Consider the following 23019-nt stretch of genomic DNA (forward strand, 5'->3'; position numbering starts at 1 on the left):
TTGTATTAATACCCAAAAAACTGAGCCCATTGGCACCATACTTCTTGCAAGCCTATTCTATCTCCTTTCACAAAATTGACTTTTTGTCCGGGTTTCGCCTGTGCCAGTCTAGGTAAGTCAATACGAGCTACGCAGCCAAATTTAGGATACCCGCCAATAGTCTGGTGATCGTTGAGCAGCACAATAGGGTTACCATCGCTAGGTATTTGAATTGAACCTAACGCAATTCCCTCTGATAGGACGCCTTCGTAAGGTGGACGAATGTTATTGCCCTCAAGACGGTAGCCCATGCGATTCGAATTGGGGGAGATGATGAATGCTTTGTTGTAAAATGCTTGGCGAGTGTCTTCATCAAAGTCCTCGTTCTGATAGCCTTCAATCACTCTCAACTTAATGGGTAAGTTGTAATCTGGCTTAAAGCGAAACGTCATTTGCCTTGGTTTACGTTTAGGTAAGTTATGAGGGACAAAGGGAAGAATATCGCCAGCTTTCAAAGCGCCACCATTTGAATCATAACCACCTAGAGATTCTCGCAAGACGGTCGATGCGCTTCCTAAGTGCTGAGCAACATTGAACCCACCTTTAACCGCTAGGTAGGAGCGAAGTCCATTCCTTGCGACTCCGAACTGAAGCTTCTGTCCTTTTTTCAACGTAAAGTCAGACCAATTTGAAATAGGTTCACCATCTATTTTTGCATTTAAATCACCGCCACATATAGCAAGGTGGCAGTTATGCAATGCAATAAAACAAGCGTTACCCAGAGTAATTTCAATTGCAACGCAATTGACTACGTTACCAAGCAAATGGTTGGCCCAACTGTAAGCATAGTCGTCGACCGGGCCACCTTGAGTCACACCGACATGCGCTAAGCCAAAACGACCAAAGTCTTGAACTAAAGAGAGCGGTCCTGGCTTTTCCACCAGTAATCCACCGTAACTCATAGTACGCCTCCTAAATCGATAAACTCTTGTTTTGAAATAGCATTAAAGGTGACCTTGTCACCCACTTCAAACGGTATAAAAGGAGGAGAGTCGGAGAAGAGCGCAAGCGGGCTTTTACCAATAATGTTCCATCCGCCAGGACTATCTGATGGATAGACGGCCGTTTTAGAGTCTGCGATTCCTACACTTCCGGCCGGCACTTGAGTTCTTGGTGTGGCAAGCCTTGCCATGTGCAATTGAGTATCAACGTCAGAGAGAAATGCAAAGCCTGGAGCAAAGCCAATTGCAGAAACCGCGTACTCGGTTTTCGTATGCAGGGTAATAAGATCGTCTAATGACAGACCTCGCTTTTGAAAACGAGATAGATCTAACGCGGTTTCTTCAGAGTAATATACAGGGATAGTAATGTGATTCGGCTGGGAAAGCTTAAGTGATTGAGTATCAAACTGGCTCACGATTTGTTGCAGCTCATTGACTAAGTTCTTTTCGTTGATTCGAAAAGGTAAGTAATCAATGAGAATAGTTTGATAGGAGGGGACAACGTTCATAACAATTGAAGCGAAAGTTTCTCTTATGCTGCGAGCAAGCTCTCCGACTGCATTTTCAGAAATACTCTCATCAAACTTAATGAAAATACTGCACTCGGAGATCAAAGAGATATTAAATTTCTCTTTATGCATTAATTTCCTCCAGCGTATAGGCTTTGGCGGATCTTTTGGATCAGCGCGATCGACTCTTCATTGTCACCATGAACACAAATTGTGTCGGCTTCCAATAATATGTAACCGCCTGAAGCGGTTTTGACACGCCCAGAGTCAGCTAAGGTCCGGACTTGCTCAAGTATCGCGTGCTCGCTTTTTAACACGGCATTGGGCTGTGTTCTAGGAGTCAGTAAGCCGTCATCTTGGTATAAACGATCTGCAAATGCTTCAAATAGCAAGGGAACATCATAATCGTCTGCGATTTCTAAGTATTTTTCGTTTTCCTGTGAAGCTAGGATCATTAACGGTACTTTGAACAGTGCTGCCGCCTTTACTACCGCTCTAAATATCGCATCACTTTTCATCATGTCGTTGTATAGAGCGCCATGAGGTTTTATGTAACTGATGTCTGTGTATTGCGCCCGGCATAATGCTTGTAAAGCACCAACCTGATATATAACCATGTTCGTAATTTCATCACCCGTCATGCTTATGCTTCGTCTGCCAAAGCCTTGTAGGTCGGCGTAACCTGGATGTGCGCCAATATCAACATCGTTGTCATTCGCTAGGGTGATAGTGTCGTGCATGACATTAGGGTCGGAGGCATGAAAACCACACGCGATGTTCGCCATATCAACATGGGGCATCACGTCTTCATCTGCGCCCATACTCCAAGAGCCAAAGCTCTCGCCCATATCACAGTTCAATGTAAGTTGCTGTTTATTCAATGTCATACGTTTTATTTCTACACAAGCAATGGGTTTACGATGCAGGAAAATGCATCTAGGTTCAGTGACTCACTTCATTCTTCTATCATGAAAACGAAGCTTTTTGAGCAGATAGCTGACGAAAAAGATCACGTTAGTCCATAAAGATGTTGCCGTTATTTGAGTTGATCCGAATTTTAAGGTATTTCGTTTCTTTTCCATCCAATTTTTGAGAATTTAAGGTTATTTTGCATTAGCATCGTGTTAATCTTGTCGCCCTTCATGGGTGATAGATTGCATAATGGTTCTTCTGTCATTTTTGTGGTTGTCTGCGACAGGAATATATATGTCATTACGAGCGAAGCTTATTTGGCCTCTTCTGGTCTTTTTAACGGCTATCTTTGTTATCTCAAAAGGTTACACCTCGTATACTGTATACCAATCGTCTAAGCATGAACTGGTCGAGCAGACAAGAAAGCTGATTAACAATGTTTCTTTCTCAATTAAAGATGCGCTGACAACAAAGGACAAGCAAAAAGCTCAAACTATTCTCGCCAACTTTTTAAACCAGCCAAATGTAACGCGGGTCAAACTTTATGACCAAGATGACCAACCATTCGCTGTTATGGAGATAAGTGGGGCACTAGCACCCGTTCCAAGTCAAACCGAAAGAAGTAGGTTGCACGCTCTAGGCTATGCCTTATCAACCAAATTTCTTTATGTTCTAGAGCCGATTATCCATGATGGTTATGTCATTGGTAGCATGAGAGTTACGCTTTCTCATCGCCCAATTGTAGAAGCCATACAATCTTTACTTCAAGATGGCGCTTTACTTCTTCTGTTTCTGATCGCTGGTGGCACTGTTTTTTACATAAGTATCGAGAGGCTTGTTCTCAAGCCCGTTATGGAGCTTAGCCGCGTAATAGAGAATGTGACACACGGACGAAGCACGGAAAATCAAGCACGCTATTACGCCAAGGATGAAATTGGAGACCTCGCGCGCTCTTTCAATCAAATGATGAATAGGTTAACAGTACGTGAGAAGCAGCGGCAACATTCGCTAGACACACTAGAACAAAAGCGCGCATTTTCAGAAGAGGTTATCGAATCTGTTCAGCATGCATTAGTTATTACCGACAATTCCGGACGTGTTATTCATTGTAATACGGCGACCCAGCAAATATTTCAAAAAAAATTAGATGAACTTAAATATGCCAATATTCGTGATCTAATTAAAACCAAAACACCGAATGAGCTGAGTCAGATCCTGAGTCGAGGCCTAGAGTGCGATGATATTCACCTCAAAAATGCAGATAACGAACAGCAGTTGAGCCTAACCAGTCGTCGCCTCTCGACACATGAATACTTACTGTTTTCGATTCAAGATATCACCGAAATTGAAGAAGCCATAAACCGGCAACGTGTTGCGGGGCGTGTTTTTGAAAGCAGCCAAGATGGTCTCATTGTTCTTAATCATCGCGGTGTCATTACGATGGCAAACCCTGCCGTCACTAAGTTAGTCGGCTTAGAGGTGGATCAGCTTATTGGGAAATCATTCATCCAAACGCTAAAGTGGCGCAAGTTACAGGAAATGATGCCTAGTATCATCGAGTCGATAGAAAATTATGGCGTTTGGCAAGGTGAAGTTATCGAGAAGAACCATATTGGTCAGTTTGTACCGATGTTTGCTCGAGTCAATCGTATCGTTAAGTGTGAAGACTATGGTTTCTATGATCTGGTTATTGTTCTTACCGACCTTTCCGGCGCAAAAGAGATGGAACGATTGGAGCATTTAGCTCATCACGATGCTTTAACGGGGTTAGCCAATCGATCTAAGTTCCATTTAGAGTTGGAACAACTAGTACAACGCTCTGGATACTTGCGTGACGAATTTGCAGTTTTGTACCTCGATCTGGATGGATTTAAAGAAGTTAACGATACCTACGGTCATGATGCAGGTGATGAAGTTTTGAAAAAAGTTTCCGAGCGTCTAACATCTGCGACGAGACATAGTGATTTAATCGCAAGACTTTCTGGTGATGAATTTGTCATGTTGGTAAATCCCGCCAATCAAAAAGTGGTCACCCGAATAGCAGAACAGTTGCTCGAGAGCATATGTGCTCCAATTGAGTACAAAGGTCACTTACTCAAAGTTGGCGTTAGTATCGGCGTAAAATTAGTCGGCGTAAATGAGCGCGATGCTACTCGAGTTTTAAAAAGTGCGGATACGGCAATGTATCAAGCAAAAAAAGCCGGAAAAGGCCAAGCAATATTAATGGGATGCGAATTACAAGAGACAGTTTAAATCGTAACGTCAAAGCTTTAAACTAACCCAATTCGCGTCAGAAGGAATAATAAAATGAAAGTACTCGTTACGGGTGGTATGGGCTATATCGGTAGTCATACGTGTATTCAAATGATCGAAGTTGGCATGACGCCAGTGATTCTAGACAACCTGTACAACAGTAAATCTACGGTATTAGATCGAATTGAAAAGGTATGTGGTGTAAAGCCAACCTTCATTAAAGCCGATATCAGAGATAAATTGGCGATGGTAGAAGCACTAAAGTCGCACAATATTGAAGCTGTTATCCATTTTGCAGGTTTAAAGGCCGTCGGTGAGTCTGTAGCAAAACCTTTAGAGTATTACGACAACAACGTTAATGGCACTTTAGTATTGGTTGATGCAATGCGTGAAGCCGGAGTTAAATCGTTGGTATTTAGTTCATCAGCGACTGTATATGGTGATCCTGCATCTGTACCCATCACAGAGGACTTTCCAACTAGCGCAACTAATCCATATGGGCGCAGCAAATTAATGGTAGAAGAGTGTTTAACCGACTTCCAAAATGCGAACCCTGACTGGAGCATTACACTTCTTCGTTACTTTAACCCGGTAGGTTCACATCCAACAGGCGAGCTAGGTGAAGATCCTCAAGGTATTCCAAACAACTTAATGCCGTTTGTTTCTCAAGTTGCGGTAGGGCGCAGAGAGTTCCTTTCTGTGTTTGGTAGTGATTATCCGACCAAAGATGGCACAGGCGTACGTGATTATATTCATGTAATGGACTTATCTGATGGTCACGTTGCTGCATTAGAAAAAGTAGGTAGCAAAGCTGGCCTTCATATCTATAACCTCGGTACTGGTAACGGCTACAGTGTACTGGACATGGTGAAAGCATTTGAAGCCGCAAGTGGTAAAGGTGTCCCATACCAACTTGTTGAGCGTCGTCCAGGTGATATTGCAGAGTGTTGGGCGGATCCATCAAAAGCGATGAATGAGTTAGGTTGGAAAGCAACTCGCACTCTAGAAGAAATGACTGGCGATACATGGCGCTGGCAGTCTACTAACCCTCAAGGTTATCCAGATGCCTAATCTTTAATTTACATAATAGTAACAAAAAGGCGCGTGATTGCGTCTTTTTTGATCCAAATCGGAAAAAATCGTAAATTACTGGTTAAAAGGTAGCAAGTATATATAGAGCTGTTAAACTATGCCCGACTCTTAATTTGGGTTATAAATTTTCTCATAGCTATTGGGGTAGTTCATGGAACTCGGTCTGATCATCACTTTCATCATTGCAGCTGCAGTAATGGTGAAAAAAGAGATGGCAAAACAGTAAACTTTCATTTTTCATACTTTTCTTTACATTTTTGAAATGAAAGCCATAAAAAAAGCCAGCATTACGCTGGCTTTTGTGTTTTTAAGGTTTAGAACTCGTATTTAACACTAATGTTATAATTACGCTCAGCTTGCGTTTTGTCTCGACTTAACTCAGTCTTACCGCGAACATCGTTCCAAAGATGGTATTCTTCATTCGTTAGATTCATAACACCAGCACGAATGGTTATATCTTTCATTGGTTTGTAGTACGCCGTTAAGTCAACGACTGTCGCAGACGGCAAAGCAACTTGGTCTTTGATTCCGCCTTTATCACCATCAGAGTTGATATCACTGTTCGATTTCTTAGCCGTGTAGTTTACTTTTAGGCTTGTCCCCCAAAGTGCATTTGGTGAATCGTAATTTACAGCAGCTACGGCATTCCATGGGTTTACACTGTTCAAAGGATTACCATCACCATCTTCACCTTCTGTGTATGCTGCAACAAAGCGAGTTGTCACGCCTGATGGAAGACCAGCAATGGCATGCCAATCAAGACGGTTAGAGAGCTCAACCCCTTTAATGTTTGCTTCACTAATATTGATATTTGTGAATTCAGTTAAACCACCATTGTTTGATGACGTTTGCTCAATAAAGTCACTGTAATCACTGTAGTAGAACGCTACTTCAGTTGCCGACGCTGCAGTGTTATGACGGTAACCAAGCTCATAAGACAAACTCTTTTCAGATCCCAAATTTGGGTTAGGGCGGTTGGTATAGCCATGAGCCGGATTATCGTAGGTGTAGTAAAGCTCGTCGAACGATGGCGCTCGGAACCCTTGGCTCACTTGCGCGAAGATCGTGCCTGGTTGCGATATAGAGTAAGTTGCTCCTAAACGACCAGTTAATGCAGAGTCGCTAAACTTCTCGAATGACTCTTCAGAAGTATTTGAAGGATTAGTAGAGAAGTAATCGTAACGCACACCTGGAGTCAGAATTAGCTTGTCATTAAGAAGCGAAATTTCATCTTGCAAGAATAAACCAAAGCTTTCTTCTTTTGCATCCGGTGTGTAAACGTAAACAGTATCTGGCGTGCCAGGATCGGAATTAAACTCGCGATTGGTATTACTGATGTCACTATGTTTGTACGATATTCCGTAAACAATATAGTGATTTTGAATCTCTTTATCTAACTGAGTTTCGAATTCAAATTTGTCTTCAGTATATTCGTAATCTTTTTTCTGTTGGTTGTCACCACTAGGCGGTACGTAAGGTGGGTAACCAGGGCTAGCTTCGATAAAGCGATTAGAGACGCCGTTTTCTTCTTTACCAATCCATGTAAGCTTGGACGTGATCGTATCCGAGATAGCTGCATCTGCAAACCAAATGTGCTTGAGCCCAATGCGATTTTGCTTGGTTGTGTCTTCAGCGTTGAAGTTTTTGTAACTTTTATGTGCGATCTCTGAGTCAGTCTCGTTGTAAATAACTTCTCCCAAAAACTCCAAGCGATGAGCGTCATTCAATTGAGATTGAAGTTTTACCAATAGATCGTTTTTGTAATAATCTTGGTTGTCCACAGAATAGTTATCGTAAGGCGCCTTAGAGAAATTTTGTAGCTCTGCACCATCACGGCGTGTAAAGGCTACAAGTGCTTCTGTACTACCGAAACGCTTTGCTAAAGCTACATGCTCACTAAAAGAGTTATCTTCCGATGAATAAGAGAGTTTAGCTTGACCACCAAAGTCTTTGCCATCTTTGAGGAAATCCTTCGGATCTTTTGTTTCGAATGCGACAACACCGCCAATTGCATCACTACCATGTAGGCTAGAAGCTGCTCCTTTAACAATTTCGACACTCTTTAGCATATCGGGGTCGACAGTAACGGCACTAGAATTGATAAACGAATATGGTCCACCGCTGAATACACCTGGTTGAGATGCACCGTCTACTAAGATTTTAACTCGTTTACCTTCCATCCCGCGAATGTTAATACTTTGGACGCCTTGGCGTTGAGTGCCATTAACAGTAACACCTGGCGTATACTCGAATAGATCATTCAAGTCCTTTACCATGTTTTCTTCGATGTCTTTCTCTGATACAACAGCAACAGAAGCAGCAACAGTGTTTATGGTTTGGTTGGTACGGGTGGCCGACACAACGACTTCTTCAAACTTAGAAGCTTCTTCCGCATAAGCAGTATGGGAAAGGGCAACTAAAATGGAGGCTGACAAAATTGATTTTTTATACATTGGCTTCAATACCTTAGATCCATAATAGGTAACAACACGCGGATATTAATGGATCTAAATGGTAATTACTATCATTACCATTGTCATTTATTGATTTGTATTGAATCTTCTTCTTAGGCTATTAGCATTCCTAGTCTTTAGTTATCAATATGTTATATAATTTTTCGTTAGTTCTTGATAAGTTCATCCAAATACAACGAATGTGATAAATGTCACATTAAGAGAGGCCATGTGCAGAGTCCAATTACGTTAGAAGCACTCCATATTCTAGATGCTATTGATCGAAGAGGGAGTTTTGCTGCTGCTGCGAATGAGTTAGACAGAGCCCCGTCATCGCTGAGCTATCAAATCCAGAAACTCGAGCAAGATTTAGACATTATTATCTTCGATCGCTCTGGTCACAAAGCCCATTTTACTGAAGCAGGTAAGCTTATTCTTGAAAGAGGAAGAGCCATTTTACAAGCCAGTGAAAAGTTAGTGAACGATGCAACGTTATTGGCGAATGGTTGGGAACTGGATATTACCATTGCCTTTGATGGCATTATTCCTATATCCAATTTTTTCCCGATGGTTGATGCGTTGGCCGAGGTCAGCTCAACTCGAGTCAGGCTGCAAGAGGAGATTCTGGCTGGTAGCTGGGAGTCTTTGAATACGGGGAGAGCTGATTTACTGATTTGCCCATCACTGGATACGCTTCCTCAAGAAGTTAAGTCAGAAAAAATTGGTAAAATGAGTATGTATTGGGTAGCTTCCGCTGATCACTATGTTCACAAGCGTAGTGGTAAGTTTGATGAAGCAGCGCGAGAAAAGTATCGGATTATTGCTATTGCAGATACCGCACGTGAGCAACCCGCGCTCTCAATTAATATCATTCAAAAACAACCTCGCTTGACCGTCACCAACTTTACGGCAAAAGTAGAAGCGCTCACTGCAGGTTTAGGCATTGGTACATTACCAAGCCAAATTGCACAACCTCTTATTGATAGTGGTGTATTGAAACGAATCGAAGGCACTGAAGAACAGCCGATGGATATTATTTTGGCATGGCGCCGGAACACTATGGGTGAGGCAAAATCCTGGTGTATTCAGTACTTAAAAAAGAATTGGAAACTAAAGTAACAACGTAACTTTTACTTCTTAGATTCCCATTGATTATCGAATGTAAGAAGTAAAAGTCATCGCTAATGCTGCGCTTTTCAATTTAAAGGGAGCACCATATCTGCCGTACCGTCTGCAAACTGGACATCGATCTCAAACCCCAAGTTCTGAGCCAACATCAACATTCCTCTGTTTGTTGGCATGGTCATTCCAGACATTTGCTTTGTGCCTTTAATTTTGCAATAGCTGATTATTTTCTGCATCAGCACTTTGCCTAAACCTTTTCCTTTCAAATCTGAACGAACCAAAATAGCAAACTCAGCGTCACTATTGTCTGGTGTAATCAATGCGCGGGCTACCCCTATGATAGACGGTCCGTCAGTATTAAACGCTACCGCAACAAACGCCATTTCGCGGTCGTAGTCGATTTGAGTAAAGTTTGCCAAAGCCTCATGGTTGAACTCTCCAACTTCAGAAAAGAAACGCTTATAGAGATCTTCTTTCGATACGCTATTAATGAATTGAGCATGCAGCGGCTCATCCTCAGGCAAGATAGGGCGAAGCAGGATAGGTTGGCCATCTCGAAGCGTTACAGTTTCGACAAACTCTGCCGGGAAAGGGCGAATCGCTAGCCGTTTTTGGGCGTCTCCTTCGTATTTACACAGTGTGACATCTGCATCAAGGATAGTTAAATCGCTTCCGGACACTAGTACTGGATGGATATCCAGTTTTTGTATTTCTGGTAACTCAACTGCCATTTGGGAGATACGAACCAAGAACTTCGACAACTCAGTAATATTGAGCGCATCTTTGTGTTTCTGCAGGCGAATCTTTCCAGACTTTAGGGCAACAACGACAAGGTAGCGCGCAAGCGTCATGTTCAAAGGAGGAAGTGCAGCGACGGCATCTTGGGCGATATTCCACTCAGAGCCGCCTTGACCAAGCAAGATCACTGGTCCAAAGACTTTATCTACTGCAATACTAATCCGTAGCTCTTCAGCGCTGCCGAGCTTTGCCATCCCTTGTACTAACAGCCCATGTACATTGGCGGAAGGGTAACTGAGCTTTACGGTATCTAAAATGGATAGCGCTGCGTTGGAAACTTCTCGACTGTTTCTTAAATTTAGAGCGACACCGTGAACATCCGATTTATGAGGAATGTCTGGAGAACGTAATTTAACCGCAACAGGGTATCCAATATTTTCTGCCATATGAACAGCTTCAATGTCGTCAGATGCAATCCACGTAGGCAAAACGTTAAACCCGAACAGCTTAAATAATGGGCTGGTTTGATGCGTATCCAAGGTGACTGTGTTTTTATCCAGTATTCGTTCGTTTACCCACTCTTTTGCTGAACTCACACTTCCAGAATGTAATGGCTCTGCCGTCGTTGGCGTTTCCATTAGTTGTTTCTGGTTTCGTCTGTATTCGACCAAGTGCATGTATGCTACAACCGCACTTTCAGGTGTTCTATAGGTTGGAATACCTGCTTGAGTAAATGCCAGTCGTGCCTCTCTCGACGTTTGTTCTCCTGACCAGTTGGTCAAGATATTAAAATGCTTATGCCGAGGGTGAGATTTGATTGAATTAATAACGGCTTGAGCAGTTTCAAGAGGATCAGAAACAGCAGAAGGACTATGCATAATTAATATCGCATCTGCACAGTCGTTATTCATCAGTGCGTTAATGGTATCAATATAGCGTTCTTGGGTTGCGTCACCAGACAGATCAATTGGATTTCGAGCACGCCAGTTGGATGGAAGTACTGCTTGTAATTGCTCAATGGAAGCGTCATCAAGCGTTGCGAGTTGGCCACCACGTTCAATCAAAGTATCAACGGACATAACAGCAGGGCCGCCGCCATTGGTAATGATCGCTAAACGCTCTCCACGAAGTGGCACAGAATGCGTGAGTGTTTCAACCGCGGCAAAAAGCTCATGCGTATTGCTGACTCGTAACATACCAGTTCTGCGAATAGCAGAATCGTAAATTACGTCAAGTGTATCTCCGTCTTGCTGCTCAAAAGTATTCATCTCTTTAGAGCGGCCCGCTTTTAGCACCAATATACGTCGGTTACGTGAAGCGGCGCGCGCAGCAGACATAAATCGGCGAGCGTCTTGGATATTATCAACATAAAGCAGAATAGCTTCTGTGTTTCCATCCATACTCAAATAGTCGAGCAAATCTGCAAAATCGATATCCTGTCCGCGCCCAATCGAAATGAACGAAGAAAAACCAATGTTCTTATCATTTGCCCAGTCTAAAACAGTGGTACAAACCGCCGCGGATTGTGAGATGAAAGCAATTTTTCCGGGTTTAGCTGCGACAGGGGAAAACGTGCAGTTAAAATTGTGCCAAGGAAGGATGATACCTAAGCTGTTTGGGCCTAAAACTCGAATGTTCAATGATGAAATATCTAAAGGCTTAGGGTCATCAGAGATAACAATCGCAAACGGTGTGCCTCTCTCATCTAGCTCTTTAAGCAACTGCTCGTTACGTGAAACGTTCGTACACAAAATTGCAATATCTGGCGTATAGGGCAGGGAAGCTACATCAGGGTAAGCGATCACGCCAGATACGGCTTTATATCGCGGCGTTACTGGCATAATCGCGCCACCAAATCCACTTTGTAGAAGGTTGCGCATCACAACATGTCCTGCTCGCAATGCTTTTTGAGATGCCCCAATAACGGCCACAGAGTTGGGTTTAAAGAGTTTATGTAGTTTATTCATGCTGACTCCTAGCCGTTTGTAAGTCACGTTGGCTTCTCGGTTTCATATCAATCATAAACGAATAATTTACTGATAAAACATCTTCAGACCAGACATTGCAGAAAATGTGTACGATGCTTATGGAGTTTGTGTTATTCATCACATCAAAATCACAGATTATTGTATTTGATGCTTGATAAACGGCCCTACTATCGGCATGATTTATCGTAATATTTATCCAGAGCATTTGTTACTTCATGAAAAAAATCGCAATCATCGGCTTGTCAGTTCTGCTTTCTGCTTGTGCATCTGAAACTTACATCACGGATGTGACCTCAGAAAGTTACCGAGAGGACTACAAATCAGATCGTATCTCTAAACCAATTATGGCGTCTGAAAACGCTGTAGTAGAAAAAGACGTACAACCAACTGTTGTGAAAATGACGGCAAAGCCTGAAGAAAAGAAAGTAGTCAAGCTAACGCCAAAAGAGCAGGCGAAGCCAGTTAAGATCGTACCACCAAGTAAAAAGCAAGCTGGCATTCAACGATTCGGCTATACCATTCAAGTCGCAGCTGTGGGTAGCCAAGCTAAAGTCGATCAGTTTGCAAATAAGCTGCCACAGAACGGTCAGCCAATTTGGGAAAACTACAAAGTTGTAAACGGTACTAAGTGGTTCTCAGTTTTATACGGAGACTACGCAACAAGCGCAGAAGCCAAGCAAGCGATTTCGACTTTGCCAGCTCAATTTCAGCAGTTAAGACCATTTGTTAAAAGCATTGATGCAATCAAAAACTCAGCTTACCCAACGCTTAACAAATTAAATTAACACATCAAATAAGGGAGCGAATAGCTCCCTTATTTATTTGCTCAAATCCTATTCGAACAACATTCCTCACATTAAAATTACTGTACGTCACACTTCAAAGGTTTATCATAATAAATAGTATCTTTTGTAGGTCACGGAAAGATGGATTCATGATTAAAAATATTCTTTTACTATGCGGCGGTGGCTCTTCTGAGCACGAGATTTCATTATTGTCTGCAAACTTTGTCGAACAACAACTAAATCTTATTGAAGACGTTCACGTTACACGCTTAGAAATAAAAAACGAAGGTTGGATGACCAACCAAGGTGAGTTGGTTTACTTGGATCTCAATACCAAGCAGTTGTGCTCAAGTGAATCTAATCAAACCATTGATTTCATCGTGCCTTGTATACATGGTTTTCCTGGCGAAACAGGCGACATTCAATCTCTGTTTGAAATCGCAGGTATTCCTTATCTTGGCTGCGGGCCAGAAGCGAGTAGCAATAGTTTCAATAAAATCACATCTAAGCTTTGGTACGACGCTATTGGCATACCCAATACGCCATACTTATTCTTAACGCGAAACGATGAAGAAGCTCACGTTCAAGCTCATAAAGCCTTTGAAAAGTGGGGAAAAGTTTTTGTTAAAGCCGCTCGCCAAGGTTCTTCCGTTGGCTGTTACAGTGTCACAGAAAAAGACAAGCTTTCTAATGCAGTAAATGATGCTTTTGGGTTTTCTGACCAAGTGTTGGTTGAGAAAGCAGTAAAACCTCGAGAACTTGAAGTTGCTGCATATGAGATGAATGGCCAACTACATATCACTAAGCCAGGCGAGGTCATCGCGCCTGATGGTGCTTTTTACTCGTACGATGAAAAGTACAGCAGTTCAAGTCACTCGCTCACAGAAGTTGAGGCGAAGAATCTAACTCAAATACAATTAGATTCCATCCAACACGCGTCAGAGACGGTATTTAAACAAATGAATCTTCGTCATTTATCTCGTATCGACTTTTTCCTAACGGAAGATGATGAGATTTACTTAAACGAAGTAAACACATTTCCAGGAATGACTCCGATCTCAATGTTCCCTAAAATGCTTCAAAACAACGGGCACAAATTTCATGAGTTCTTGGAAGATTGTATAAACAGTGCAAAGTGATTAACGTTATCGAGACGCGTTTTATGATACAAGTTGTTTTCTAGAGCAAGGATTATTCAAGCCGTATTTGAATATTGCTCAGTAGCAATTATGATTATATCAACGCATTAAACAGATGACTCAGTGGTATGGCGATTTCAAATTATAGAGGTTTTAACCTGCAGTCAGTCGGATCAGATGGCAGTGTTTGGAAGGTTAAAATCAAGAACCACGTTTTACAGGGCAGTTTGACGGCGGTAAAGAAAAGCATTGATTGGTGGTGTGACACCGCATCGATTATTGATCCCAAAGAGTTTGCTTCACTCGGACAAAGAGTGCAGCAAACTGGTGTTGCAAAATCAGAGGTCTTTAACGGCTATACTATTCAAAACGATACAGGCCAACCTAACTCTTGGTACTGTATGTTTAATGGTAAACTGATTAAGGGCAGTAAAGCCGCTATTCAACGCCATATCGAAGCTTATTTGGTTGCAAAGCAAAAAGCGATGCAAGCTCAACAACAAAAGAAACAATAGAATGACTCTGGTATATTCAACAGAAACCGGTCGAATTAAACCGGAAGAAGAAAAAGTATCTCGCCCTAAAGGCGATGGTGTTGTTCGGATTCAGCGCCAAACGAAAGGCCGTAAAGGTAAAGGCGTATGCATTGTTACAGTTTTAGACTTGGATGATGCACCTTTAAAGTTATTAGCGGCAGAACTCAAAAAAGTCTGTGGCTGTGGTGGCTCTGTAAAAGATGGCAATATCGAGATTCAAGGTGATGCTAGAGACAAGATCAAGGCACATCTTGAAAAGAAAGGCATGACAGTCAAATTAGCCGGTGGCTAATTTAATATTTCCAGTAAACAAAAATGGCGTCTAAAGAAATAGACGCCATTTTTTATAAGTTGCTAATTGAAGAGCAAGCAATCGTAGATTGATAGATCGATATTAGCTATTTTATGGTAAATAACCATTATGTTTAATGCTCACAGTAAGGCCCTTAAATTTAAAATCTGCAGGGGAATAGGAGCATACTCAGACAACATTTAGCGTACGGCGATATACAATTTAACATAATATACATAATACGAACTTAAGAGTTAGAAGATTAGCATTGGTGAAGTCAGTTTAGTTACACCGTATTTGGCTGTTGCTGCTTTGCAAGCCTCATCAGCTGTCTTGTATGGACCGTGAACTTCGATTTCACCACAGCGACAACTTGATAATAACCAGTCATCTTGGGTTACGTTCAACACTGTACACGTTGGCTCTGCATCTTGCTCATTCAATATGAGTCAACATGGATACGCGTTTGCTTAACCCAAACGTGTAAGTACTAGATTATCTTTATAGGAACAAGGAATCTAACAGGTGTAAACTCGCTACTTTTCAATCTATACCTAGATCTTTCTTCATATGTTCACTCAACTCGTTAGTGGTTCTTACATTAATCTTATGTTTGCAATGATGGATTCTCAACTCTTCACCAAATAATTTTACTAGTGATTTGGTATACAAAGTACTAATATTATTTATAATTCTATACAATGTATCTTTCTGATAAACAGATCTTTTCGAATTTTGTATTGCAGTCTTCATATTTAAATATCCTCACACGTTTAACTTTATAATTTAAAGAATCAATTTCAACTTTTATTATTACTTTTTCCGATATGGAATGAGTCATTATCAATGATGCACAATCAACAATTAAATCACCCGAATCCAACTTAGTAATTTCGCGAGACAATTTTTTTATTTTTAAATCTTTATTTCTATATTTAATCCGATTGAGTTAATTCCTTCAGGATATCGGTTTAACTTAATATCCAATATGGTTTTATTAAGATAGTAGTCTGCCATTATTTCATGGCGGCTTTTAAATATCATTGTCCCCCTCCGATGATGCAAGTTATACTTTCCCACCAGTTAAAAGACAACGTGACTCAGAGTTGCAAAAAGGTAACAATCATGGAATTGATGAACAATGAGCTGATCTGCTTTGCAGCCATTTGTAAACACCTCTCTCTTACAGAGGCATCAAAAGAACTTGGAAAGTCTAAAGCTCAAGTCAGCAGGCAGCTAGCAGCATTAGAAAAACAACTTGGCGTAACACTCGTCCACAGAACAACAAGGAAACTCGTTTTAACTGATCATGGCGAAAGCATTAGAGAGCTTGCTATCAAGACGTTAGAGAGTTTGCACGAGTTAAATTACAGAGCTAGCTCGTTGAGTGAATGCATTGATGGAAAGTTTAAAATCACAATGCCCAACTCTATAGCCTCTTCTATTTTTGGTTCTGTTCTTAAAGACTTAAAAGAACGATATCCAAAAGTTGATTTTGAAATATCGTCAAGTAACAATGTAGAAAATTTATTAGAAAGCAATGTAGATTTAGCGATTAGGCTTAATAATGTTATTGATGACACTCTTATTGCACATAAAATTGGTGATTATAGTGATGTTTTGATATCTAGGATAAGTAATACTAACAACAAAACACTATTAATCTACAAACATCATTCGAATAAGGAATCAATTAAAAATCAATATACTGATGTTATCGAAGTTGATAACACCTCTATTTTAATAAACTTTGTTTCTGAGGGAGTTGGGGTTGGTGTCATTCCAAACTATCTTGTTAAAAGTAATTATATAGACAAAAACATCCGAATATCGCAAACTTTTGATATAGAACGTTCCATGTATATTGCCTACCCTTATCAAAACCCTTTGCCAAGAAAGCTAGCTGAGATATCTACTTTTATTAGGTCTGAGTTATCACAAGTATTGAAGAGTGAGTCATTTTAGGGCGGTTGTTCAGATTTAGAATTTTGCGTTGTCTACTCAACTAGGCCTAACGCTAATCTTTGTAACATATTGTTTCGGCGGTATTTATTAACACCCCCATCTTTATGCTTGCTATCACAATGTGAGATGCTCTGCCGTCTTGTTATCAAGGTTTTGCGTGGAATAAATCACGTGGGGTAAACGATAGATTGACTTACATTAAAATTTTCATCAAAAGCAACTTTATATAAAATTGATTTCATACCAATCTATGTGTATCTTCTACCCATATCCCCACAATAACCAAGGAGAATGCCATGGATAAGCTACTCGCGTCTGCATTAGAAATTAAGCAGCGAACTATGGTGACTGGCTTTTTTGCTAGAAATGGATTCAAAATCGCTATGACCGATTTTGATGATGTCACTTTTGAGCGAGAAGGCGTGCAAGTTAACGTACATTTTGATCTGCAGTCAAACGCGGAGTCTGCATCTGTTTTATCTCATGAGGCATCAATCATTCCTGGCTAAAAACTTTTATTATCACCGATACACCAAGCCGAACATAAACGTTCGGCTTGTTAGTGACAAAAAATGATGAGTGCGAACAAGAGTTGTCGATCACTCGTCTAAATAGACGATTAATAAATCAGCTTCAACTTCGTTCACAACCTTTGGTATCGATGAAAAAAAGCGACTCAATAAGTTGTGATGATGACCACAGACAACTAAATCTATCCCCTCTTTTTTGACGATTCCCGATAGTTTTATATGAAGATCGCCGATTACTACCATGGTCTCGTTTACTGGGTATAAGCATTTATCAGCGAGCTCTTGCAGCCTTCTTTCCAATTCTTGCTCTTCCTTCGCTTCCATGACTATGCGATCAACATCTACGTGAACAAATGAGAGTTTGCTGCTTGAGTTATCTGCTTGCATTATTGCTTTTTCGATAACGGCTTGGCTAGATTGAGATAAGTCGACAGCAACCAAAACGTGCTTGTAACCCATCATTCCTCCCTTGGTTAGTTTTTGTTCTCATATTAAGTCTAGTCCACATAGAGCGAACACAACATCAAAACTACTGCTACTCATCCAAAGATCAACGATGTTTTCCCAATTTCTTCTCTAATTATCGGACTATTTAACAGGAAGGACGTCAGGAAACGTTACGTTGTAATAGGCGTTACTGCTCTTGATTTCTACTACTCTTGAGGTTTCATATTACCCACTTCAACGTCGCCTAGTTTAGTAAAACTACTTTAGGTTAAGCGTGTTCAATATGTAACGCTCCGCTCAAATCCAGGAGACGTATTTCGGCTAAAAAAGCAGCTCAATAAGATGAACTTCGATTCATCTATTACATATGTCTGCGAGTGCTTACTGTTCTTATATCGCTTATTTAATAAGTCTAGTTTAATTACCGTTATAAGTTACGGTGTATCTTTTTTTCTTTTTTCAGCATAATCCTCTACCTGGGAACGAAGCCCTCTCGCACTTTGTAATTAAATTACAAGATTAATCGCAACCAATATGGTCGGTAGATTAAATGTCCGAGGTAAATAATTGATATTATTGAGTTTAATTTATGAGTTCTTTAAAAAACGCCTAATTACCTGTGCTACGAAAACTAAGGTTAACACGATTGGGTAAAATTTTACTAACTCGCTATTTAGTCTTAAAGGCAATTGAACAAGATTAAAATCATATAGGTTTAGTAAATTGTAGTTACAGCGTAACTAGGGTGGTGTTTGGGAATGTAAAGGAATTGAAAATAGAAAGGCAAAAAAAACAGGGCGTATGCCCTGTCCATGAATTGATTAGTTTTGTTGCTGTTGTTTTTCTGCGTACTCAGAACGAATCCGTTCGGCAACAATTTTGATAGCTTCTGCAGTACTTGTGCCCTTCGCCATCAATTCTTGAATTCTCTCTACAGCTTGTTGTTGCTCTTGGTGAGATAGAGGGGGTAAATCGTCAAACATAAAAAGCTCCTCATTTTGAGGAGCTGACTATAACGATTCAATTAATAGGTAGCAAGGAAATTAATGGATGCACCCATAGCGTTCTCGTTTGTGTACTGAGCTGCGATATCCAATTCGAACAACTTAAGTGGAGACAACCCGATACCAGCAGTAATGGTTCCTTCGTCCTTACTTCGAGCTAAGTTCTTCATATACCCTGCTCGTAATGCCATTTGACGCAAAATATCAAATTCAATACCAGCTCGAATCATTTGCGTATTATCATCAAAGGATGAAAAACGTTTTTCTTCGTTAAGATCGTAGTCAACACTCATCGTAAAGTAATCGGCAACAATCCCTGCCCCAACGGTGTATACAGGACGCATGCTATATTCGTATGATTTTATCGTATCGCTGCCATATTGGAATGATTTTGTTTTAACGTCTCTTCCGATCAAATTTTTCGCTGAAATACCGAGACGATATGGGCCAAAGAACCAAAGTGCGCCTGCGTCTAAGTTAAACATCGTTTCCGCGGTCTCATTTTCACGTAAGTCTTTAGTATCAAAATTCTGAAAACTCGTGGCGTATGAGTATGTGTATATACGCTGAAGTTTAGGAGTAACACCAAAAGAAAGGTGTTGGTTCATGAAATTAGTGTATTTAGCAAGTGAAATACCAGCTTCAGCCACGCCAATAGAAACACCTTGTACATAGCTATCATCTAATGGATTAGTACCTGAGGTATCAACATTTGGTTGTACGAATGATTCAGTGTATAGCTTACCGTATGCAGTTGCAGATAAGAATTTGTTGGGGATACCAATGGCAACGACACCACCAAGATCAAAGTCTGTCTTTTTCCCATCGATAGCATCCATCGATTTTTTGATTTCATCGACGTCTGTCAATTTGCTGATGCGTTCGATTTCATCAACTAGATCATATTGATCATCGTAGCTGCCACCAAAACTTGGCACGATCATTCCTGCATCGTCATTTCGGCGATAAATCGCAGTAAGAGCGGGGTTGAAAAAAGGCGCAGTTAGATAAGTTGCTGATACGGTACCAACGCCCCCCATTGCATCACTACGAGCCTCTATCGCATAAGTAGCAGCAGAAGCAGCATTAGCGAAAAGAATAGTAGCAACAGAAGTGGCAAGAATTTTATATTTGTTTTTCATACTACACTTATGATTTTAGTTCGTCCTGAACCTTTATCGGCACAAGTAGTATTTCTTTAACTATTCTTCCTGGGAAAGATCATAGGTTCGGCTAATAGTTTGAGCCTGCTCAACAATTATATCGCCCTGCCAACGGCGACTATTGATACTTACCGCCAATACGTATCTATCGTTTGGGACACCCGCTAGCTCCAATGAATTTGGATAGTTAGACTCGTAAGTCTTTTTCCACATTTGCTCGTACTGGCCATCAATGTAGTCATACAAACCGACTTCAAGTTGCGGTAATGGACAATGGGGATTACGAAGTGCGCTCTTTTCTACTTTCCAATTCTCTTTAGATGTCCAACGAACATATTGAGAAGAGTTTGAATCTCCAAGTATTACCCAAGTTCGATACTCTTGTTTATCAGTAGAAACAACGGTTAAGTGATATAAACCAGCTTCAAGTTTACCTGTTAAGTTATAGCGTTTCGAGTAGCTACGCTCGTTGGCAAGTTCTGTCCCGCTCGGCTGTTGTTCATAGCTGAATGAACTGTCCGCGGATATAGAATCATCCACCCATCGATTAAATGAAATATTTTCGATGTCAGTTGTAGCTCTTAGCTTGATTACCAATCTAAATGTATCTCGCCCAGGGCTTTGAATAGTCTGACGAATAACGTTCACACCACTTATCCAATCAGGCAGCGTTACACCAGTGAGAGCCTTGCCACAGTTTTTAGATAGTGACTGACCAAGAAGATCATTAAGGTGAGGAGTCAAATCTTTACTTGGTTCCGTTTGCCAGAGTTCAACAAGAGAGTTGAACATACCCGCAAGATCATCTTCAAGTAAGTGTTGATGTGCCTGTGTTAAAGGCGTGTTAGTTTGAAACCAGTCCATTGCATGGACTGGTTTCACTAACGCTAATGAGAGAACTACAGGGAGTAGTATTTTCATTACGACTTATGCTTTCATCTTGTAGCCAACACCACGAAGTGTTTCAATTTCCAGTCCTGGCAGTTTTTGACGAAGCTGTAGTACATGTGTATCAACCGTACGTGTTGTCGGGAAGTGATTGTAACCCCAAACGTGGTCAAGTAGCTCATCACGAGTAAACACGCGACCTAAGTTTGACGCCAAAAAAAGCAGCAAATCAAACTCTGTTCGAGTAAGCGTAATTAGCTCGTCTTTATAAGTCACTTCACGAGTCGAGCGGTCAATCTCTAAGTCTTTTGTAATCACTTTATCAGCGTTGCTTTGTTCTGCTGAATCCGGTGCTCGTAGCTGTGCACGGATTCTCGCAAAAAGCTCCGCCTCAGCAAAAGGCTTTGTTAAGTAGTCGTTCGCGCCGGAATCAAGGCCTGCAACTTTATCTTTTACGGTAACAAGTGCCGTTAACAAGATAACTGGTACGTCTTTAATCTGTTTCCATTCTGGGAGACATTGTACAGAGTCACCATCAGGGAGTTGGCGATCGAGAATTACCAAGTCAGCTTTTTTCCATTGTGGCTCTACGTCTGCAATACGCTCCACATGTAAACACTCATATCCTGCTTGTTCCAGGCTTACTAACAGGCCGTCAGCCAAGTTTTTATCGTCCTCAACGAGAAGCAGAGTCTGTTTCACAAGGTATCTCCAATATAAAAGTTGTAGGTGGTCCCATTAAGGACATTTTTCCGCCCATGCGGCCTACCATAGATTCAACGATTGTTAATCCAAGTCCTAACCCGCTCTTACTTACGAACGGTTTCTTCAAATTTGCCCAATCTTTAGCCGTTAGGCCTCCTGCATCTCGGACTTGGAATACTATTTTTTCTTCACTAGTTGAGACATCCAATTCAACCGGTGCGACACCGTACTTAAGCGCATTACGAAGCAAGTTATCGATACAAGTTCCTAACCAGTACACATTAACTTTAGCAGCCACATCTTCATTGATGTTAAAAAGCACGGCACTATCAAATTCTTCTTCGATCTTAAATTCTAACCAATCTGCAACGGATGGTACCCAGTCTGTTGCAAGCATTTGGTTATCAGATTGCAAATAATCTTTACTCGCTTCTGCCAATTGACGCAGGCGGCGCGTATCTTCACACAATCTGCGGAATTCGTCATACACACTTTCAGGCAAATGCTCGAACTCTCGACGAAAGCCCTCAACCGTTAGTGACAGGGATGCAATCGGTGTTCTGAGCTCATGCGTTAAAATTTGCAACACGAGCATTCTACTACGTAGTTCTTCTCGCTTGCTATTCCAACGGTACACCGCCCAACCAATCACCAAAAGAATATTGGCGATTACCAGTATGATCATACTGATCCGCAAAACTTGCGAGTGATCTTCTACATCCCAACAAATATTGCCTCGTTTAACAAAGCAACTTTTGCTTTGAGAGGCTAGAGCGTATGACAGACCCGCATTCGCTACGTTCTCTTGCCAGATATCTTTCTCGAAAACAAAGTAACGGTCACCACGTCTTAACCAAAGTTCGTTACCTTCAATAAACATGCTCGCGCCTGCAATCAAAGCATTAATGGCGTCGTCATCCATGTTTTTCAAGCTTTCTAGCAACTCATCCCCTTCCTCGTTATCACGCTCTTTTATATGCATGTACTGAGATAGTTTGGGTTTGAGTTCTGGATACTTATCCACATAACGTGCCGCATACGTCCCACCACCAGGGTGAATGAGACCACTACGCGAGAACCAACGAGGTGTCAGCTGCGTCCCTTTACAAATCGCCCTTGTAAATACTAAAGGCTCAGTAATTAAAGGACTTAATGGTAATTTGCCACGACAAGTATTCGCCAAGCTGTAAAGCTGTTGGATATCTTTTAACGGATAGTCAGACGTTTGCGGCAGAAGCGAATCTGGCGCAAGTAACTTGGTAGGATAATTTGATTGCAGAATACGAATATCGTACGACTTAAGAGCTACTTCATAGTTAAATAGCTCTGTAAACGTATCTATTCTTTCTGGTAGTGAATCGGAAAATGCAGGTGCCGAAAAAAGCGGCAATACAGTTGCAAAACCGAGCAAAAACTTTTTAATCAAACTGTTACCGTCACTTGTTACATTAGCCAAAACTATACATCAATCTACAAGCAATTGACATCTGCTAACAGAAGGATTTGCATTACTAT

General features: G+C 41.1%; 21 protein-coding genes. 9 read left to right on the forward strand and 12 right to left on the reverse strand.

All coding sequences use genetic code 11. The annotated features are described in order from the left end of the window. Nucleotides 1-5 precede the first annotated feature (5 nt). The 3 genes from R7E78_RS05500 to R7E78_RS05510 are packed head-to-tail and all read right to left on the reverse strand — an operon-like array spanning nt 6 to nt 2376. A complete protein-coding gene (locus R7E78_RS05500) occupies nt 6-941 on the reverse strand; it encodes a biotin-dependent carboxyltransferase family protein (protein WP_318057739.1) in 936 nt (311 codons plus the stop codon). Then, entirely contained in the window at nt 938-1621 is a 684-nt protein-coding gene (locus R7E78_RS05505) for a 5-oxoprolinase subunit B family protein (protein WP_005386313.1), read from the reverse strand. Before R7E78_RS05505 ends, R7E78_RS05500 begins: the two co-directional genes overlap by 4 nt. Beyond that, nucleotides 1621-2376 (reverse strand): 5-oxoprolinase subunit PxpA, encoded by a 756-nt coding sequence (locus tag R7E78_RS05510; RefSeq protein ID WP_005386314.1) that lies wholly within the window; start codon nt 2374-2376, stop codon nt 1621-1623. The genes R7E78_RS05505 and R7E78_RS05510 overlap by 1 nt, the downstream gene beginning before the upstream one ends. 319 nt (nt 2377-2695) lie before the next feature. On the opposite strand from R7E78_RS05510, the gene R7E78_RS05515 reads away from it, so the two are divergent. Continuing rightward, nucleotides 2696-4654: a diguanylate cyclase domain-containing protein gene (locus R7E78_RS05515; protein WP_318057740.1), complete on the forward strand. Its 1959-nt coding sequence runs from the start codon at nt 2696-2698 to the stop codon at nt 4652-4654. Nucleotides 4655-4708: 54 nt separating this feature from the next. Then, nucleotides 4709-5725 (forward strand): UDP-glucose 4-epimerase GalE, encoded by a 1017-nt coding sequence (gene galE, locus R7E78_RS05520; RefSeq protein ID WP_047101128.1) that lies wholly within the window; start codon nt 4709-4711, stop codon nt 5723-5725. A gap of 335 nt (nt 5726-6060) precedes the next feature. Here galE and R7E78_RS05525 read toward each other — a convergent pair whose 3' ends face one another. Further along, nucleotides 6061-8199, reverse strand: coding sequence for a TonB-dependent hemoglobin/transferrin/lactoferrin family receptor (locus tag R7E78_RS05525; protein WP_033907072.1), 2139 nt, complete (start codon nt 8197-8199; stop codon nt 6061-6063). A gap of 231 nt (nt 8200-8430) precedes the next feature. On the opposite strand from R7E78_RS05525, the gene R7E78_RS05530 reads away from it, so the two are divergent. Further along, the gene (locus R7E78_RS05530; RefSeq protein ID WP_017634152.1) at nt 8431-9318 is read left to right on the forward strand and encodes a LysR family transcriptional regulator; all 888 of its coding nucleotides are present in this window, start codon (nt 8431-8433) and stop codon (nt 9316-9318) included. A gap of 77 nt (nt 9319-9395) precedes the next feature. Here the strand turns inward: R7E78_RS05530 and R7E78_RS05535 are convergent, their stop codons facing one another. Further along, nucleotides 9396-12029, reverse strand: coding sequence for a bifunctional acetate--CoA ligase family protein/GNAT family N-acetyltransferase (locus R7E78_RS05535; protein WP_318057741.1), 2634 nt, complete (start codon nt 12027-12029; stop codon nt 9396-9398). A 236-nt stretch (nt 12030-12265) separates the two neighbouring features. Between R7E78_RS05535 and R7E78_RS05540 the strand changes: the two genes are divergently transcribed. The 4 genes from R7E78_RS05540 (at nt 12266) to yciH (ending at nt 14802) form a co-directional block, all read left to right on the forward strand. Further along, on the forward strand, nt 12266-12835 hold the full coding sequence (locus R7E78_RS05540) for an SPOR domain-containing protein (RefSeq protein WP_005390018.1): 570 nt from the start codon (nt 12266-12268) through the stop codon (nt 12833-12835). A 149-nt stretch (nt 12836-12984) separates the two neighbouring features. Continuing rightward, the gene (locus R7E78_RS05545) at nt 12985-13974 is read left to right on the forward strand and encodes a D-alanine--D-alanine ligase (protein WP_149192553.1); all 990 of its coding nucleotides are present in this window, start codon (nt 12985-12987) and stop codon (nt 13972-13974) included. A gap of 128 nt (nt 13975-14102) precedes the next feature. Further along, nucleotides 14103-14489 (forward strand): DUF3319 domain-containing protein, encoded by a 387-nt coding sequence (locus R7E78_RS05550; protein WP_005376294.1) that lies wholly within the window; start codon nt 14103-14105, stop codon nt 14487-14489. A 1-nt stretch (nt 14490) separates the two neighbouring features. After that, complete coding sequence (yciH, locus tag R7E78_RS05555; protein WP_318057742.1) at nt 14491-14802, forward strand: stress response translation initiation inhibitor YciH; 312 nt, start codon at nt 14491-14493, stop codon at nt 14800-14802. A gap of 254 nt (nt 14803-15056) precedes the next feature. Here the strand turns inward: yciH and R7E78_RS05560 are convergent, their stop codons facing one another. Next, entirely contained in the window at nt 15057-15245 is a 189-nt protein-coding gene (locus tag R7E78_RS05560; RefSeq protein WP_318057743.1) for a hypothetical protein, read from the reverse strand. 682 nt (nt 15246-15927) lie between these two features. On the opposite strand from R7E78_RS05560, the gene R7E78_RS05565 reads away from it, so the two are divergent. Together R7E78_RS05565 and R7E78_RS05570 are read left to right on the forward strand one after the other, a co-directional pair. Further along, nucleotides 15928-16767, forward strand: a complete 840-nt coding sequence (locus R7E78_RS05565; RefSeq protein ID WP_262606022.1) for a LysR family transcriptional regulator — start codon at nt 15928-15930, stop codon at nt 16765-16767. Nucleotides 16768-17063: 296 nt separating this feature from the next. After that, nucleotides 17064-17276, forward strand: a complete 213-nt coding sequence (locus R7E78_RS05570) for a hypothetical protein (RefSeq protein WP_005376260.1) — start codon at nt 17064-17066, stop codon at nt 17274-17276. A 90-nt stretch (nt 17277-17366) separates the two neighbouring features. On the opposite strand, the gene R7E78_RS05575 is transcribed toward R7E78_RS05570, so the two are convergent. From R7E78_RS05575 to vxrA, 6 genes are all read right to left on the reverse strand, one after another. Then, entirely contained in the window at nt 17367-17756 is a 390-nt protein-coding gene (locus R7E78_RS05575) for a universal stress protein (RefSeq protein WP_318057758.1), read from the reverse strand. 809 nt (nt 17757-18565) lie between these two features. Then, nucleotides 18566-18727: a YoaH family protein gene (locus R7E78_RS05580; protein WP_005376257.1), complete on the reverse strand. Its 162-nt coding sequence runs from the start codon at nt 18725-18727 to the stop codon at nt 18566-18568. A 41-nt stretch (nt 18728-18768) separates the two neighbouring features. Continuing rightward, nucleotides 18769-19890, reverse strand: a complete 1122-nt coding sequence (locus R7E78_RS05585) for a conjugal transfer protein TraF (protein ID WP_053349901.1) — start codon at nt 19888-19890, stop codon at nt 18769-18771. A gap of 60 nt (nt 19891-19950) precedes the next feature. Beyond that, complete coding sequence (locus tag R7E78_RS05590) at nt 19951-20832, reverse strand: DUF2861 family protein (RefSeq protein WP_017820158.1); 882 nt, start codon at nt 20830-20832, stop codon at nt 19951-19953. A 6-nt stretch (nt 20833-20838) separates the two neighbouring features. Continuing rightward, nucleotides 20839-21501, reverse strand: coding sequence for a response regulator transcription factor VxrB (gene vxrB, locus R7E78_RS05595; RefSeq protein WP_005376251.1), 663 nt, complete (start codon nt 21499-21501; stop codon nt 20839-20841). Next, the gene (gene vxrA, locus R7E78_RS05600) at nt 21476-22930 is read right to left on the reverse strand and encodes a sensor histidine kinase VxrA (RefSeq protein ID WP_262606059.1); all 1455 of its coding nucleotides are present in this window, start codon (nt 22928-22930) and stop codon (nt 21476-21478) included. The genes vxrB and vxrA overlap by 26 nt, the downstream gene beginning before the upstream one ends. Between the last annotated feature and the right edge of the window lie 89 nt (nt 22931-23019).

This window comes from Vibrio sp. YT-19(2023) (genome assembly GCF_033337395.1).